The following is a 15,123-nucleotide window of genomic DNA, read 5'->3' as shown; positions in this document are numbered from 1 at the left end:
CATGCGAGCGAGGACCGGATTGCGCATCCGTTTGCACTGAGCGTAGGTGTGAAAAGTCTCACGCGTCAAGGGATGAATATAAAATATTTTTGTGTGAAATGTGCTGGTAACAAAACGACTACACTGGCGTAACGGCGCTCTTGCATGAAATAATGTATTGGCGCCTGCGAAATCCTTTGCATCGGGTGAGCAGTGCCGGCGCTCCGGTCCTGGAGCGCCGGTTCTCCCATCGTTCCGTGACCCACACCTGCGTAGCTGAGGGAGTCATATGCCGCGAGTTTCAAGAGTCGTCACCCTGACGGACGTGGCCAAGCGGGCCGGCGTTCACGTCTCCACCGCGTCGCGTGCCCTGTCTTCCGACCCAAGAATTGGGGCAGAGACCGTAGACCGGATACGGCTCCTCGCTGACGAGATGGGCTATGAACCCGACCCGGCGGCAGCGGCGTTGCGCACAGGGCGAAGCGGTGTGCTCGGCGTGCTGGTTCCCCGGGTATCCGACTATGTTCTGGCCACTATCTACGAAGGAATCGACTCCCGGGCTACTGAACGTGGTTACAACACTTTCGTGTCCAACACCAACGATGACCCGCTGCGGCGGCGGGAGAAGCTCAACGATCTTCTGCTCCGGCGCGTGGAGGGTGTGGTTCTGGGCGATGCACGACTGGACGGCGACGAACTGGTTGGAATTCTGAGCAAGCGTGGAGTCCCCTACGTCCTCGTGAATAGACGGCTGCGGGGGCATCCGTCAGTAACGACCGACGACGTTCTGGGGGGTCGACTGGCGGCATCTCATCTCCTGGAGCTGGGACATGAGAATGTGGGAATCATTGCAGGTCCGAGCTATGTGAGTACGTGTGCCGAGCGCACACACGGCTTCGTATCGCAGTTCCGGTCCGCGGGCATGGGCCTTGATGAGGGCAGGATCATCAATTCCGGGACGGACGCTGTGGGCGGCTATGAGGCCGGCTCCGCTCTCTTGGCCGGCAACCCGGACCTGACGGCGATATTCGCCATCAATGATTTCGCGGCCATCGGGGCGATGGGGGCTGTCCGTGAGTTTGGCAAAGTCCCTGGCCGCGATGTCGCGGTAGTGGGCTATAACGATGTGCCATTGTCCTCCTACCTTCCGGTTCCGCTGACCTCAGTCAGTTCACCCATGTTTCAGATGGGCCAGGAAGCGATGACTCTGCTCTTCGACCTGATGGCGGGTGGCGAAGCGGAATCCCTACTCCTCACACCGCACCTGGTGGCGCGGGCCTCCACTGTGCCCTAGGCGCGGACAACTATTCAGTGCCATTGCGGACAACGAAGTTCTCCTCGGGCACTTCCAAGAAAGGGATATTCATGACTTACAAGACACTCGCGCAGACACTGGCCGAACACGTCACTGACAATCACAACGCGACGCCTGAGCTCAACGACTGGATGCGGCTGCTCCTGTTCGACTTTCTGGGTGTCAGTCTCGGTGGGGCGCGCCTTGACTCCGCTGGCGCCGCGCGGGCTGCGGTTACCGCGTCCAACCAACGATCGCCGCAGCACAGCGCTGCCCTCCTCGGCACCGACAGCTGGACCTCTCCTGAGGACGCGGCTCTGGTCAATGGAATTCTGGCCCACGGGCTCGAACTCGATGACACCTTCGAAGAGGCGTCGCTGCATCCGGCTGTGGTGATATTTCCGGCGCTTTTGGCGGTGGCTGACGAACGTGAACTGCCGGCGGAAGATCTCGTCGCGGCCGCCATTGTCGGCTATGACGTGATGTGTTCCGTTGGTGTGTTGCTCGGCGCGCGCGAAAGCTACGGCAGAGGGTTCCATCCGACTGGAGTCGCCGGTGTTCTCGGCTCGGCCGCGGCCGTGGCTCGCATGCTCGGCCTGGGCGTGGAGGAGACGAGGCACGCGCTGGGCCTGGCGGCGAACATGGCCTCAGGAAGTCTGGAGTTTCTGTCCGACGGATCCTGGACAAAGCGACTCAATGCCGGTCAGGCCGCGTCCACAGGAATCCGGGCCGCACGATTGGCCGCCGCCGGTTTCAGGGGACCGGAACGGTCATTGGAGGGCCGCGACGGCTTCCTGGTCCAGTACGGCCAAGGCAAGCAACCTGGACGCGAACTCGCGCTCACCTTCGGTCGAGGCGCATTGCAAACGAGCATCAAGTTTTACCCGTGTTGCCGGTACATGCATGGCAACATCGACCTGTTGCGTGGCATCCACAGCGACTTCCCTGACCTGACGGTCCAGGACATCCAGTCCATCGATGTGGGCGTGATCAAGGCCGGCGCGGCGCTTGTCTCGGAACCTGCTGAACGGAAGCTTGAGGTCAGCTCAACGGTTGATGCCCAGTTCAACATGCCGTTCGGAGCCGCCCTGGCATTGACCACCGGCAAGGCAACAGTGGACCAATTCGCCCACGCACCGCACATTGCCGCCGAGCTGCTCCCATGGATGGAAAAAGTCCGCTGCTACACCAGCGAGGCCCTTGAAGCCGCCTTCCCGGCCTCCTGGCAGGCCGAAGTCCACGTCCGCCTCAAGGGCGGGGACGTTATCTCCCGGTCCGAGGCTGCGTTCCGGGGCTCCGCAGGAGACCGGCCCGGCTGGCAGGACATCGAAGAAAAAATCGCCGGACTGCTGGGAGTCGAACGCGCCGCCCAGCTCGCCGCAGCCACGCGGTCCATGGACCTCCAGGCAGCCAGACGCCCGGAGGTTACGGCCGTCAGTTAGCGCCCGCCTGCGGAGCCCGGTCCTCGAACGCGCTGGGAACGAAGGTGTATAGGGACCGGGCAAGCAGATCCTGATCCAACCCCTGGGTTATGAAAACCATCGACGTCGGATCTGAATCCGCGCGGGCGCTCGGATGGGGGCACGGGCCGCGGCTGGGCGATGACCCGGCCCACGGACTGAAGCACGATCGGCCCGTTAGGCGTGCGGATGATTCCTTTGCTCCTGAGCACATGCTCTGGATGGGTTCGGGTGACCGCATCAAGCCACAGAGCATACTCCGCCCAACACACCTGGGCGGACAGCTGGACCGTCCAAGCCTCGGGGTTCAGATTCTCCCGTTCCCACTGCCGTTCGCCCTCCACCGGGAGGGCTTCCAGGGCCAGAGCGACCCGGCCGGGCGTGAGGGGTGATTCGCGGCCGTCAACGGCGCCGCTGAGGCACGCGGTGGGGTTGAGCCGCGTGACGAGGGCCACGAGGGAAGAAACGGTGTCCTCCGCGGCGAGATCCAGCTTGGAGAATACAAGGCGGTCCGCGCAGCTGACCTGGGCCCGGGCCAACTCCTGGTGGCGCAATTGGCTTCTGCCATTGGCGCCGTCCACAACGACGACCAGTTCCTTGAGCACCAGATTCGCCTGAAGCACCGGGTGCTCCGTAATGACCTCGACGATGGAGCGGGGATCCGCCACCCCGGACGTCTCGATATAAATGTGGCTGAGCCCGGCGCCATCGGACTGCCCGGTTCTGTGCGCTGACCCCACGAGCGAGATCAGGCAGGAGACGAGCTCCTCTTTCCTGTCACAACACACACAGCCGCCGGCCACCAGCCTGGCGCTCATCCCGCCTGCCTCGCCGGAGGCCGAATCAAGAAGCCAGTCATCGATTCCAACGGAAGCATAGTCGTTGACGACTACAGCCACGGAGCCCGCGGCGTGCACGGAGGCGCCGCCCTCGAGAATTCTGGAAAGCCACGTCGTTTTGCCTGCGCCGAGGAAGCCGCCGACGACCGTCACATCAATCATCGGCCGGGCTCACAGTAGGCCGGCCGGTGAAGCGCGGAGCCAGCGGATCCAAGTCAATATCGGAGAGCTTGCCGGCAGCAGTCCAGATGTCAGGCAAGGTGTACACCGGCTCGGTGGCCCCGCCCGTGTTCCGCATCGACAGGCTTGAGGCACCTTGGTAGAAAGTGACACTCAGCCCGGACCCGGTCAGAACGGCATTCGCGGCCCGGGCCAGCCGCGTTCTGGCCTGGATCCGGCCGCCAGGGGAATCCGGCACCCCTGCGCTGTACCAGTCAATATTGGACGGCGGGGTCCCGCAGCCTGAACACATGCTCATGTCCTTTCGTCGGCGTCTGCCTTCCGCGTTCCGGTTGCGGCCGGGTACCGGAAGACCCTCTCGGGGATCCCCCGCAGGGAGTGCCCGACAGGCAAAGCTCAGTATGACCGGGGCAGTCCAAGGACCTTTGTGGCGATGAAACTCTTGATCAGGTTGTTGTTGACCGGGGCCACCTGGAACATGCGGGTTTCCCGGAATTTACGCTCAACATCATATTCGTCGACAAAACCGTACCCTCCGTGGGTATCCAGGCAGGCGTTGGCGGCTGCCCAGCTTGCCTCGGATGCCAGATGCTTGACCATGTTGGCTTCCGCTCCGCAGGGCTCATGGGCGTCGAAGAGCCGGGCCGCCTCGTACCGCATCAAGTCCGCCGCCCGTACTCTCATGTAGGCATCGGTGATGGGAAACTGTACGCCCTGGTTGGCGCCGATCTTCCGGCCGAACACTTCACGGCTGTTGGCGTAGTCCGTGGCCCGCTGGGTGAACCAGTAACCGTCGCCGATGGCTTCGGACGCGAGCAGGATGCGTTCGGCGTTCCATCCGTCAATGACGTAGCGGAAGCCTTGACCCACCTCGCCGATGACGGCCGAGGCCGGCACCCGCATTCCCTGATAGTGCACTTGGTTGGTGGCGTAGTTGAACATGGTGCGGACCTTGGTCACCTTGAGCGTGTCGGGCTGTTCCGCGCGGACCTGGCGCAGGTCCACCAGGAATAGGGTGATGCCCTCGGTCTTATTTGCGCTTTTCACAGAGGTGCGGGCCAACACGAAGGCCAGGTCGGATTCCTCAATCCGGCTGGTCCAGCTCTTGTGGCCGGTGATGATGAAGTCGTCACCGTCGCGCACGGCTGCGGTCTCGATACTGGTGGTGTCCGACCCGGCTTTGTCTTCAGTGATCGAGAAGGCCTGCAGCCGTAGTTTGCCGGCCGCGATCTGTGGCAGGTAGGCCCGTTTCTGGGTCTCGTTGCCGTGGCGAAGCAGAGCGCCCATGGTGTACATCTGCGCGTGGCAGGCAGCCGAGTGGCCGCCGGATTTGTTGATTTCCTCCATGATGACGCTGGCCTCGGTCAGGCCAAGACCGAGTCCGCCGAACTCGGTGGGGATGAGGGCGCCGAGGAGACCGGATTCCGTCAGGGTGTCAACGAACTCCTGCGGGTACCGGCGGTTCCGGTCTGTCTCGCGCCAGTACTCGTCCGGGAAGGCAGCGCACAGACGGCGCGTCTGCTCGCGGAGTGCTGCAAGGCGTGGATCATGAGTGGGCATCTTTACTCCTGAGGCGGGTCGTCTTGGCTATTAGCGATACCATGACAATACATAATATATTAGGTGCCTTCAAGCGTTTCTCGACGGGCGTTGACAGCTTGGCCGGAGAGACCTATTCTGCTGACAATATAAAATATTTTTTCTGGCAGAGCATGTAACAGACATAGGAGTCCTGATGTCCGCGGAGAAACCGATCATAGACCGTGCAGTTCAAGGGGAGGGGTTCCGCGGGGCCGGCCCGGCTACGCGCGTGGTCCCGGGTTGGACAGGGAGACTATTCGAGGATTTTTCGGTGGGGGACATCTATTACCACCCGTTCGGAAAGACCGTCACTCAGGCCGATAACCAGACCTTCACGCTGATGACACAGAACGTGGCCAAGACCCACGTGGACAGCAACTTTGCCAAGGGCACCGAATTCGGTCTGCCACTGGTTAATTCGACCTTTACGCTGGCGCTGGTCACCGGCCAGTCGACGATCGACCTGTCCATGAACGTCTTCGCGAACATGGGCTGGGACGAGGTCCGGATGCCGAACCCCGTCTATGAAGGCGACACGATCTATTCGCGTTCAAAGGTTCTCGCCGTGCGCGAATCAAAGTCCCGCCCCAGCCTTGGGCTGGTGACAGTCGCTACCGAAGGCTTCAACCAGGACGGCACGATCGTGATCAGCTATCGCCGTACCTTCATGGTGTACCGCCACGGCCACCTGCCCGGCGTCGAGTCCGCCCGCCCGGACGAGTCCAGCCTTCCTTCCGCAGAACCGTTCCAGTGATCGGGCCCGCAAGTGTGGCCGGACTCAACGGTGCACTGACAACGGCGTCAGCAGTGACGGCATTGTTTGTCCCCGGAAACCGGCCGGAACGGTTCTCAAAGGCGGCAGCATCAGGCGCGGACGTCGTCATTATCGATCTGGAAGATGCCGTCGCAGAAGACTCGAAGTCCAAAGCGCTGGCCGCGGCGGTGGCGGCCGTGACTCCGAACGGGGACCACGGGGCCCCCGCAGTCCGCGCGCTGGTCCGGACGAATCCGGCCGGGTCCGCCACTCACGACGAAGAGATCGACGCCCTGCTCAGCCTCACCGCCCTGCCCGGCCATGGCCTGCTGGGTGTTGTGGTTCCGAAAGCCGAAGACGTGGCCCTGCTGCAAGCACTGGCCCGGACGTTGCCCAACGAGTTGGCCTTCGTTCCGCTCATAGAATCAGCGCTCGGCGTGGTCCACGCCCTCGATATTGCCTCCATTGACGCAGTGACCCGTCTTGCGTTCGGGGCGATTGACTTCGCATTGGACATCGATGCCGATGGCGGCGACCGTTTTCTGGATCACGCACGGGCCCAGCTTGTCTTGGTGTCCCGAGCTGCCGGAGTAGCGGCGCCCCTGGATTCACCTTCCGTGGAGATCAAGGACGTCGCGATGGTCACGGAGTCCGCACGGACTGCGCGCAACTTCGGCTTTGGCGGAAAACTGTGCATCCATCCGGCCCAGTTGGCGCCGGTCGCCGAGGCATTCATGCCGGGAGAAGCCGAGATCAGGTGGGCTGAGTCCGTGGTCGGCACAGAGGGCGCCGCTGCGCAGATCGCAGGACAAATGGTTGACAGGCCTGTCATCGAACGGGCGAAAAAAATTCTTACACGAGCAGGTCTGGAGCTGTAATGGGACGTTTACCCCTCGCTGGAATAACGGTTGTTTCACTTGAGCAGGCTGTGGCCGCGCCATTCGCCACACGCCAACTCGCGGACCTGGGTGCGCGCGTCATCAAAATCGAGCGGGACACCGGCGACTTCGCGCGCGGCTATGACACGAAGGTGCACGGCATGGCCAGCTATTTTGTCTGGCTGAACCGCAGCAAAGAAAGCCTCGTCCTGGATCTGAAATCTGAAGAAGGCATGGCTGTTCTGAAAAAACTGCTCTCCACCGCGGATGTGTTCGTCCAAAACCTGGCCCCGGGAGCGGTAGAGCGGATGGGCCTGGGAGCAGACGAGGTGCTGCAGATGAACCCGCGACTCATTCACACGTCCATCTCAGGCTATGGCCGGGGCGGCCCCTATGAGCATAAAAAGGCATACGATCTATTGGTCCAATGCGAAGCGGGCCTGCTCAGCGTCACCGGAACCGAAGAGTCTCCGGCCAAGGTAGGAGTATCCATCGCGGACATCTGCGCCGGCATGTATGCCTATTCCGGCATTCTGACCTCTCTACTGCAGCGGACAAGCACCGGCAGAGGAGACGTGCTGGAAGTATCCATGCTGGAGGCACTGGGGGAGTGGATGGGGCAACCCTATTTTTACGCCGAATACGGCGGTGCCCAACAGCCCCGAAGCGGCGCGGAGCATGCAACCATAGCGCCTTACGGCCCGTTCCCGGCAGCAGACGGGACCGTCTTCTTCGGAATCCAAAACGAGCGCGAGTGGGCCATCTTCTGCTCCGACGTGTTGCGCCAGCCCGAGCTTGCCCAAGACAGGCGTTTTGCCGGAAATGCGCTGAGGGTTGAGAACCGTCCTTCGCTGCATCAGGCGATCAATGACGCGCTGAGTTCCCTGCCAGCCGAGGAAATCCTGGCCCGGCTCGACGGGGCAAGCATTGCCAACGCCCAACTGCGCGGCATGCACGAATTTGCGTCCCACCCGCAGCTATCCGGCCGCAACAGATGGCGGGACGTCGACTCGCCCGTCGGACCGCTACGCACCCTCATTCCGCCCGTGACCTCCCGAGAAACAACAGTCCGCATGGATCCCGTACCCGAGCTCGGGCAGCACACCGCCAGCATACTGACTGAACTTGGCGTGACACACCTCGTCTGATCAAAGGAAAGGCACAGTCCACCAAGGCGCCACCGCCTGCCCTCGAGCAGATGCCGTATCTTGGAGAGAGAGCAAAATATATTAGGGAAGAGACCGTCATCATGAGCACCCGCAGCCCGCGGCTCCGCGTCCGCCCCCAGCTCAGCGACGAAGCCTCCTCGTACATCCGAGGACTCATCATGTCCGGTGAGCTACAGCCCGGAGCCTCCGTCCGGCCGGAAACGGTCGGCGAAGCGCTGAGAATTTCCACCACGCCTGCCCGCGAAGCCCTGCAGGCGCTTCGGGTCGAGGGCTTTCTGGAACTCATTCCCCGCCGCGGTTTCCAAGTAGCGCCCCTGACTGGCCAGGACATCCGCGATTTGTTCCAGGTCCAGGCGCTGATCGGCGGGGAGTTGGCTGCCCGCGCGGCCGCAAACGCCACTGACGAGGACATCGCCGAACTGGAGGCGCTCCACCACGAGCTCATCGCGGCCGCCTCGCGGAACAACCATGACCTGCTGGAAGAAAAAAATCACGCCTTCCACCGCGAAATCAACCTCATGGCGGAGTCGCGCAAAATAACCTGGGCGCTGGAACTCGTCACCCGGTACGTTCCCAGGCGGTTCTACTCCGCAATTGAAGGGTGGCCGTCAGCCACCGTCGACGATCACACCGAACTCCTCCAAGGAATCCGCACCAAAGACGCGGAGGCAACCCGCGCAGCAATGTGCAAACACATCATTCACGCCGGAGAGCTCCTCGCCGATCACTTCGACAGGCGCGTTGCGGCCGCCACGGAATCGAGCGGAGGCTCACGGGTGTCGGAGGGCGATCCGAAGGTCTCCGACTAGCCCACAGACAGCCCTTGAAGCTGTCTACGACCAGCGCCCGAACCCGAACTTCTGAGGCTCAGTTTGTCATCACCTGATTCCGCGTGAAATGGGTAGGCCTCTGTCCGAGGCCCGCGGCGAGGTCAAATACGGCGCGGACTTTGTTCGCTGGTATGCGGAAGAGGCCGTGCGCCCTGTCGGCAGCTTTCGTGAACCACCGGACGGAGGCGCCAGCCTTCTGACGCGCCGGTCACCTGTGGGCCTCGCGGTGCTGATCACTCCGTGGAACTTCCCTCTGGCCATGGCAACACGGAAAATTGCACCAGCACTGGCAGCCGGATGCCCTGTCGTGATCAAGCCTGCGACGCTTACGCCCCTCACCACTCATCTGGCCGTACAGCTTGCCGTTGAGGCCGGGGTGCCGGAAGACCTGATCCAGGTGATCACGACATCAGATTCTGCGGCCTTCAGTGAAGCGGTCCTGACAGATCCAAGGGTCCGCAAGGTGTCATTCACCGGGTCAACGCCCGTTGGCCGCCAGCTCCTAAAGCTTGCCGCCAGGAACGTGCTCCGTACCTCGATGGAGCTCGGCGGCAACGCCCCGCTCATAGTCTTCGATGACGCCGACCTTCAGCGGGCGGTGGATGGAACCTTTGCCGCAAAACTCCGCAACGGCGGGCAGTCCTGCATAGGTGCCAACCGCATCTACGTCCAGAACGGCATCGCGGACGATTTCGCCTCCGCTCTCGCCGAACGCTTTACGCAGATTCCCGTAGGGAGCGGGCTTGGAAGGCAGACCGGATTGGGGCCCTGATCGACGACCGGGTCGTGTGCCAAATGCAAGCGTTCACCGGGAATGCCGTGGACCTGGGGGGCCGAGCTTCTGACGGGCGGCCAAAGGTACGACTCGATCGGCAACTTCTTTGCCCCCACCGTGATGGACCGGGTGACGGAAGATTCAGACGTCGCCAGAGCCGAAATATTCGGGCCTATTGCAGCGATCCAGAGGTTCAGCTCCGAGGCCGAAGTAGTCGTCCGGGCCAATTCGTCGGAATTTGGCCTCGCCGGCTATGTGCACCGAGAACCTCGATCGGGCGCTGAATGTGGCCGATCGCCTTCCGACCGGAATAGTAGGCATAAATCAGGGGGTGCCTTCAAACGCTGCCGCGCCGTTCGGCGGCGTCAAGCAGTCCGGCCTTGGCCGTGAGGGAAGCGCGGAAGGCCTCGAAGAATACGAGAACATTCGCTTCTACAACGTGGCGCGACGCGCTACTGCCTAGTACGTGCCGGGCCAGGCAGGCGGGACACTTAGAACGGACAACGTGACGGAGGTAAAGAATGACGGGGACAACACCGCGGCAGGGAGGTTCGGCATTTCAGCATGACCAGCAAGGCGGAGGGCGATTGACGGATAAGGTAGCCGTAGTCACGGGCGCCACCTCCGGAATCGGTGAACAGATCGCCCGGAAACTCGCACGCGAAGGCGCTCGCGTGCTCATCACCGGCAGGTCGGTCACCCGAGGCGGACAGATAGCCGATGAGCTCGGTGAAAGCTGCTGCTTTTTCCCGGCAGATATTGCGGAGGCCGGGGCCGCCGAAGAAATCATCGGGGCAACGATCAGCCGTTATGGCAGGGTGGACGTCCTCGTCAACAATGCTGCGGTTGACCACACCGGCGACCTTCTGACCGTGACCGATGACGAGATCCGGGCAACCTTTGAAATAAACACTTTCGCCGCTATCCGGATGCTTCAAGCCGCCGCTGCGAACATGCGGATCCGGGGCGGCGCCATAATCAACATAACGTCGCGTTTGGCTTCCATCGGGGTGCCGACCATGGGGATTTACAGCGCCAGCAAAGGTGCCATGCTGGCGATGACCCGGGCGGCGGCCGTTGAGCTGGCCCCGCTGAACATCAGGGTCAACGCGGTTGCTCCTGGAATGACCAAGACCCCGCTTTATGACGAGTGGCTGGCCGGTCAGGAGGACCCTGCCGCCGAAGAGGCCGACGTCGTCTCAAAGATACCCCTACGCCGGCTCGCCGTCCCGGATGACGTTGCGTCCGCCGTTGCCTACCTCGCGTCCGATGAGGCCGCATACCTCACGGGAGTGTCCTTGCCCGTCGACGGCGGCTACACGGCCCACTGAGAATGCGGCGGCCGGCCGGGCGGGACTGACCCGAGTACCGGCCCGATAGCATAGGGGCCGGGACTGTCTTGCCGAGCGTAGATCCTTGAGGAGCCTTTGGAATGAATCATCAGCCGAACCGGGAGCCGGTTCTGGAGTTGGAGGATGTGACGTTCCGCCGCGGAGACCGGGAGATCATCAGCGGGGTGTCGCTGTGCGTCCGGGAGGGAGAGCACTGGGCCCTGCTGGGCGCGAACGGGGCGGGGAAAAGCACTCTGATGGGACTCTGCGGAGCCGCCACCCATCCCAGCTCCGGCAGCGTGCGGGTCCTGGGCGAACTCCTGGGCCGCGTGGAACTGCAGGCCTTGCGGCGCTCCATCGGGCACGTCAATCCGCGGCACCAGATCCTCTCCGCGCTGACCATTCGCCAAGTCGTACTCACCGGGCTCACGGGCAGCAACGAGCTGCCGGCCAGATGGGAGCCCACCCCCGCTGAGCTCGCCCGCGCCGATGACCTGCTCGAAGAGCTCGGCCTCGCCGGCAAGGCCGCCTCCCGCTGGCCGACGCTATCCCAAGGGGAGCGGGGACGGGCCCTGATCGCCCGCGCACTCATTTCCTCTCCCAGACTGCTGTTGCTGGATGAACCGTGCACCGGTTTGGACGTCGCCGCGCGCGAACAGCTGCTGGAAACCATCGACATTCTCACCCACACCCACCCGCAGATGGCATCCGTCCTGGTCACGCACCACCTCGAGGAGTTGCCGACAACCACCAGCCATGCCCTGCTGATCGCTGACGGCCGGACCGTCGCCGCCGGCCCGGCAGCAGAAATCATCACCAGCGGAAACATCACAGCGGCTTTCCGGCATCCCATCGAAGTTGAGCACCGCCACCGGCGCTGGAGTGCCCGTGTGGACCGTCCCCTCCGGTCAGTGCTCTACGGGGAAGCCGTCCCCGCCTGACAGCCACGTTATTGTGGGTCCGACACATCTAAGCAGGAGGCCGCATGCCGTACGTCGTTGACTTTGAGAACGTTTCCACTGTCGGCCTGGAGTCGTCTCCGGTGGCCGAGGCGCTCGCCGGTTTGCGCGCCAATGAGGGCCGCTACTACCGCAACAAGTACGGCCATGTGTTCACCGTCAGCGCCGCGGAGGAGGTTCCGGAAGTGGTCGAGCGGGTGAGCCGGATCCTCAAGGAGGAGCGCGACATCGTCATCGGCTCCCGCCCCCTCGAAGCAACCGCCTTCGAAGTCGACGGTTTGCAGATGGATTACGTGTTCTACGAGTCGGGGCTGTCGATCAACGTCATGTACAGCATCGAGGCAGGCGGGAAGCGGGCGGTCGGCTTCAAACTGGCCGACGGCATGGAGATTCCCGAGGAACTGGCATCGCATTTCAAGTTCGCCCGCCAGAAATCAAAGCTGGCCGGCGTTATCCGCGGCTCCTACTTCGTGATCAAGGGCGAGTACCTGAGGCGCTGACATCACCGCGCGTCAGTACTCGTACCTAAAGCGGCGGGAGGATGTCCCGGGCTTCCTTGGAATCGACCCCGGCGGCTTCGAGCAGGTCCACCATCAGGGGGCGGAACAGCATGACCACCGTTTCACCCTCCAGCAGCCGCACCTCCAGCAACCGCGGATGCAGGCGGCCGGCGATCTCCCGCAGGTCGGCCCGGGCCGTCCGCAGATGCGTGCGGCGGGCGCCGTCGTGGACCTCCGCCAGTCCGAGGGAGAGCTCATCGATAGCCGCGGCCGTTTCCTGCAGGACCTCTGCGATGTTCTGGGTGGCCTCGTCCGAGAGCGCCGCATGGTTGATGGCGCTGGTAAGGCGGCGGGCAAAGACCCGGCTGTTGCGGAGGGCGAGGTCGATGAAGTCCAGCGACTGCTCCATCAGGTCCAGCTCCTCCCGGTGCCGCCGGTAGGCGGGCGCCAGGGTGGCCACCTCGCCGGAGGCCCGGAGGGACTGGCGCATCGCATCGACGAGGGGCTGGCAGTTCCGGCCGCGGATCAACGCGTGCCAGGCCTGGGTGGAATCGCTGTCGATCAGGGCCGACGCGCATCCCCGCAGCACCTCAGCCAGCTCATGCAGGAGCTTTTTCACGTCTTTGCGGGGTTCCCGGCGCGGGTCCTTGGGTATAAGGATCGTCATTAGCAGCGCGATGGTGCCACCCACGACGGCGTCGATGCTCCGGGTGAACGGCCCGCCGGCCGGCGCCGGCAGCAGCACCACCAGCAGGGACTGCAGCCCCAGCTGGGTGGTGAAGATGGTGCCGCTGTCCAGGAAGCGGGCCAGCAGGATGGAGAAGAGCAGCACGACGGCGGCCTGCCAGATTCCTGCCCCCAGCCAATGCAGCAGCAGGTCCCCGACGACGATCCCGAGGGTGCAGCCGAGGCCGACCTCTACCACCCGGCGGAGCCTCGGGTCGCGGGAAAAGCCGAGTGCGATCAGGGACGAGGTGGCCGCGAACAGCGGGCCGGTGTGCCCGAGAACGTACTCGGCGAAAGCGTAGGCACCCACGGCGCAGACGGTCATCTGGACTGCCGGAAGGAGCGAGTTCCGGCTGCGGACAAAGCCCGTGCGTACCCGGCCGCGCAGGAACCGTGCGCTTGCGGAAACTCCAGGTGACGAGGCCATGCCACCCAGTCTATTTGCTGGGCCCGACTGCAAAGGCCGCGCGCGGCCCCTAGGGATCAGGCGCGCCCGGCGCAATGGAGACGCGGCAGATGTAAGCCGATGTCCCGGCGTCGTTAACCGCCCGTTCACCTTGGACATCAATTCCCTTCATCTGGGACACCTACCGTCAGTAAAGGTACAAACCGTACGCATCCCTGCCTGGCCCTCTCCGGCCGGCATGCGCAGAAAATCCCTGGAAGGGGTACATCTAGTGAAGGCACTCCGCTTCGGCCGCCACGCGGCTATCGCTGTCATTGCAGCCGGCGCACTCGCGCTCACCGCTTGTGGTTCCGACAACGCCACGAACGCCCCGGCTGCCAACCCGACGGCGACGGGCCCGAAGGTCACGGGCACGCTGACCGGCATCGGCTCTTCCGCCCAGGGTGCGGCCATGGACGTCTGGAAGACCGACTTTGCGTCGGCCAACCAGGGTGCCACCGTGCAGTATTCACCGGACGGCTCCGGTGCGGGGCGCAAGGCCATCCTGGACGGCTCCGCCCAGTTCGCCGGGTCCGATGCCTACCTCAAGGACGATGAGTACGCCACGTCGATGGCCAAGTGCGGCCCCGAGGGTGCCATCAACATCCCGGTGTACATTTCCCCGATTGCCGTGGCGTTCAACCTGCCCGACATCAAGGAATTGAAGCTCGACGCCGCCACAGTCGCGAAGATCTTCCGCGGCCAGATCGCCAACTGGAACGATCCCGCCATCGCCGCCCTGAACCCGGACGCCAAGCTGCCGGACCTCAAGGTCACCCCGGTGAGCCGCTCCGACGATTCCGGCACCACCTCCAACTTCACCGACTACCTGGCCGCAGCCGCTCCCGAGGTCTGGACGGACAAGGCCGCGGGCATCTGGCCGGCTTCCCTCTCGGGCGAGAACGCCAAGGGAACCTCCGGCGTGGTCAAGACCGTGACCGACACCCCGGGCGCCGTCACCTACGCGGACGACTCCGCTGTCAGCGGCAAGCTCGGCATCGCGCAGATCAAGGTCGGCAACACCTTCACCAAGATCTCCGCCGACGCCGCAGCCAAGGCAGTCGACGCCGCCAAGCCGGTTGCAGGCCGTGCCGCCAACGATCTTTCCATCAAGCTGGACCGCACCACCACCATCGAGGGTGCCTACCCGATCGTGCTGGTTTCCTTCCACGTCCTGTGCTCCACCTACGACAAGCAGGAAACCGTCGATTTGGTGAAGTCCTTCGACAGCTACGTCGTCTCCGACGCCGGCCAGCAGGCAGCGGCCGACGCCGCAAAGTCCGCGCCGCTGTCCAAGACGCTGCAGGAAAAGGCCCTGAAGTCCATTGAATCCATCAAGGTCAAGTCCTAGGATTCCCTGCGCTGGCGGGCGCTGGAACGCCAGCACATGTCAGGTTCCCTGCTCCGGTTCGGCTGTCCTGGA

Annotated in this window: 14 protein-coding genes and 1 pseudogene; 11 read left to right on the top strand and 4 right to left on the bottom strand. The window is 63.5% G+C overall.

Annotation, left to right across the window (positions count from 1 at the left end):
• Window positions 1–268 precede the first annotated feature (268 nt).
• Entirely contained in the window at window positions 269–1,273 is a 1,005-nt protein-coding gene (locus tag QFZ65_RS00410; protein ID WP_306907347.1) for a LacI family DNA-binding transcriptional regulator, read from the top strand.
• A 71-nt stretch (window positions 1,274–1,344) separates the two neighbouring features.
• On the top strand, window positions 1,345–2,715 hold the full coding sequence (locus QFZ65_RS00405; protein ID WP_306907345.1) for an MmgE/PrpD family protein: 1,371 nt from the start codon (window positions 1,345–1,347) through the stop codon (window positions 2,713–2,715).
• Here QFZ65_RS00405 and QFZ65_RS00400 read toward each other — a convergent pair.
• The 3 genes from QFZ65_RS00400 to QFZ65_RS00390 all read right to left on the bottom strand — a co-directional run bounded on the left by QFZ65_RS00400 (window position 2,712) and on the right by QFZ65_RS00390 (window position 5,312).
• The gene (locus QFZ65_RS00400) at window positions 2,712–3,734 is read right to left on the bottom strand and encodes a GTP-binding protein (RefSeq protein WP_306907343.1); all 1,023 of its coding nucleotides are present in this window, start codon (window positions 3,732–3,734) and stop codon (window positions 2,712–2,714) included. The two genes, QFZ65_RS00405 and QFZ65_RS00400, sit on opposite strands and share 4 nt — an antisense overlap.
• The gene (locus QFZ65_RS00395) at window positions 3,727–4,044 is read right to left on the bottom strand and encodes a hypothetical protein (protein WP_306907341.1); all 318 of its coding nucleotides are present in this window, start codon (window positions 4,042–4,044) and stop codon (window positions 3,727–3,729) included. Before QFZ65_RS00395 ends, QFZ65_RS00400 begins: the two co-directional genes overlap by 8 nt.
• Window positions 4,045–4,148: 104 nt before the next feature.
• Window positions 4,149–5,312: an acyl-CoA dehydrogenase family protein gene (locus QFZ65_RS00390; RefSeq protein WP_306907339.1), complete on the bottom strand. Its 1,164-nt coding sequence runs from the start codon at window positions 5,310–5,312 to the stop codon at window positions 4,149–4,151.
• A 292-nt stretch (window positions 5,313–5,604) separates the two neighbouring features.
• On the opposite strand from QFZ65_RS00390, the gene QFZ65_RS00385 reads away from it, so the two are divergent.
• The 8 genes and pseudogenes from QFZ65_RS00385 to QFZ65_RS00345 all read left to right on the top strand — a co-directional run bounded on the left by QFZ65_RS00385 (window position 5,605) and on the right by QFZ65_RS00345 (window position 12,529).
• On the top strand, window positions 5,605–6,087 hold the full coding sequence (locus QFZ65_RS00385; protein ID WP_306907336.1) for a MaoC family dehydratase: 483 nt from the start codon (window positions 5,605–5,607) through the stop codon (window positions 6,085–6,087).
• Complete coding sequence (locus tag QFZ65_RS00380) at window positions 6,084–6,965, top strand: CoA ester lyase (protein ID WP_306907335.1); 882 nt, start codon at window positions 6,084–6,086, stop codon at window positions 6,963–6,965. Before QFZ65_RS00385 ends, QFZ65_RS00380 begins: the two co-directional genes overlap by 4 nt.
• Window positions 6,965–8,113 carry a CaiB/BaiF CoA-transferase family protein gene (locus tag QFZ65_RS00375; RefSeq protein ID WP_306907333.1) on the top strand — a complete coding sequence of 383 codons (1,149 nt, stop codon included), beginning with the start codon at window positions 6,965–6,967 and terminating at the stop codon, window positions 8,111–8,113. The genes QFZ65_RS00380 and QFZ65_RS00375 overlap by 1 nt, the downstream gene beginning before the upstream one ends.
• A gap of 101 nt (window positions 8,114–8,214) precedes the next feature.
• Window positions 8,215–8,943, top strand: coding sequence for a GntR family transcriptional regulator (locus QFZ65_RS00370; RefSeq protein ID WP_306907331.1), 729 nt, complete (start codon window positions 8,215–8,217; stop codon window positions 8,941–8,943).
• Between the two features lie 88 nt (window positions 8,944–9,031).
• Window positions 9,032–10,202: pseudogene (locus QFZ65_RS00365) on the top strand (aldehyde dehydrogenase family protein).
• Between the two features lie 124 nt (window positions 10,203–10,326).
• Window positions 10,327–11,070 (top strand): SDR family NAD(P)-dependent oxidoreductase, encoded by a 744-nt coding sequence (locus QFZ65_RS00355; protein ID WP_306907327.1) that lies wholly within the window; start codon window positions 10,327–10,329, stop codon window positions 11,068–11,070.
• A gap of 101 nt (window positions 11,071–11,171) precedes the next feature.
• Window positions 11,172–12,011, top strand: a complete 840-nt coding sequence (locus tag QFZ65_RS00350; RefSeq protein WP_306907325.1) for an ABC transporter ATP-binding protein — start codon at window positions 11,172–11,174, stop codon at window positions 12,009–12,011.
• Between the two features lie 44 nt (window positions 12,012–12,055).
• On the top strand, window positions 12,056–12,529 hold the full coding sequence (locus QFZ65_RS00345) for a phage tail protein (RefSeq protein ID WP_306907324.1): 474 nt from the start codon (window positions 12,056–12,058) through the stop codon (window positions 12,527–12,529).
• A gap of 25 nt (window positions 12,530–12,554) precedes the next feature.
• Here the strand turns inward: QFZ65_RS00345 and QFZ65_RS00340 are convergent, their stop codons facing one another.
• Window positions 12,555–13,682, bottom strand: coding sequence for an aromatic acid exporter family protein (locus QFZ65_RS00340; RefSeq protein WP_306907322.1), 1,128 nt, complete (start codon window positions 13,680–13,682; stop codon window positions 12,555–12,557).
• A gap of 250 nt (window positions 13,683–13,932) precedes the next feature.
• On the opposite strand from QFZ65_RS00340, the gene pstS reads away from it, so the two are divergent.
• Window positions 13,933–15,051 (top strand): phosphate ABC transporter substrate-binding protein PstS, encoded by a 1,119-nt coding sequence (gene pstS, locus QFZ65_RS00335; protein ID WP_306907320.1) that lies wholly within the window; start codon window positions 13,933–13,935, stop codon window positions 15,049–15,051.
• The last annotated feature ends 72 nt before the right edge of the window (window positions 15,052–15,123 follow it).

This window comes from Arthrobacter sp. B3I9, assembly GCF_030816935.1.
In the GTDB taxonomy this organism is placed as follows: Bacteria; Actinomycetota; Actinomycetes; order Actinomycetales; family Micrococcaceae; genus Arthrobacter.
This window is presented reverse-complemented; position numbering and strand designations above follow the sequence as displayed.

Excerpts from the sequence above, each read along its gene's own strand:
- QFZ65_RS00410 (WP_306907347.1), top strand. The coding sequence starts at position 269 with ATGCCGCGAGTTTCAAGAGTCGTCACCCTGACGGACGTGGCCAAGCGG.
- QFZ65_RS00405 (WP_306907345.1), top strand. The coding sequence starts at position 1,345 with ATGACTTACAAGACACTCGCGCAGACACTGGCCGAACACGTCACTGAC.
- QFZ65_RS00400 (WP_306907343.1), bottom strand. The coding sequence starts at position 3,734 with ATGATTGATGTGACGGTCGTCGGCGGCTTCCTCGGCGCAGGCAAAACG.
- QFZ65_RS00395 (WP_306907341.1), bottom strand. The coding sequence starts at position 4,044 with ATGTGTTCAGGCTGCGGGACCCCGCCGTCCAATATTGACTGGTACAGC.
- QFZ65_RS00390 (WP_306907339.1), bottom strand. The coding sequence starts at position 5,312 with ATGCCCACTCATGATCCACGCCTTGCAGCACTCCGCGAGCAGACGCGC.
- QFZ65_RS00375 (WP_306907333.1), top strand. The coding sequence starts at position 6,965 with ATGGGACGTTTACCCCTCGCTGGAATAACGGTTGTTTCACTTGAGCAG.
- QFZ65_RS00370 (WP_306907331.1), top strand. The coding sequence starts at position 8,215 with ATGAGCACCCGCAGCCCGCGGCTCCGCGTCCGCCCCCAGCTCAGCGAC.
- QFZ65_RS00350 (WP_306907325.1), top strand. The coding sequence starts at position 11,172 with ATGAATCATCAGCCGAACCGGGAGCCGGTTCTGGAGTTGGAGGATGTG.
- QFZ65_RS00345 (WP_306907324.1), top strand. The coding sequence starts at position 12,056 with ATGCCGTACGTCGTTGACTTTGAGAACGTTTCCACTGTCGGCCTGGAG.
- QFZ65_RS00340 (WP_306907322.1), bottom strand. The coding sequence starts at position 13,682 with ATGGCCTCGTCACCTGGAGTTTCCGCAAGCGCACGGTTCCTGCGCGGC.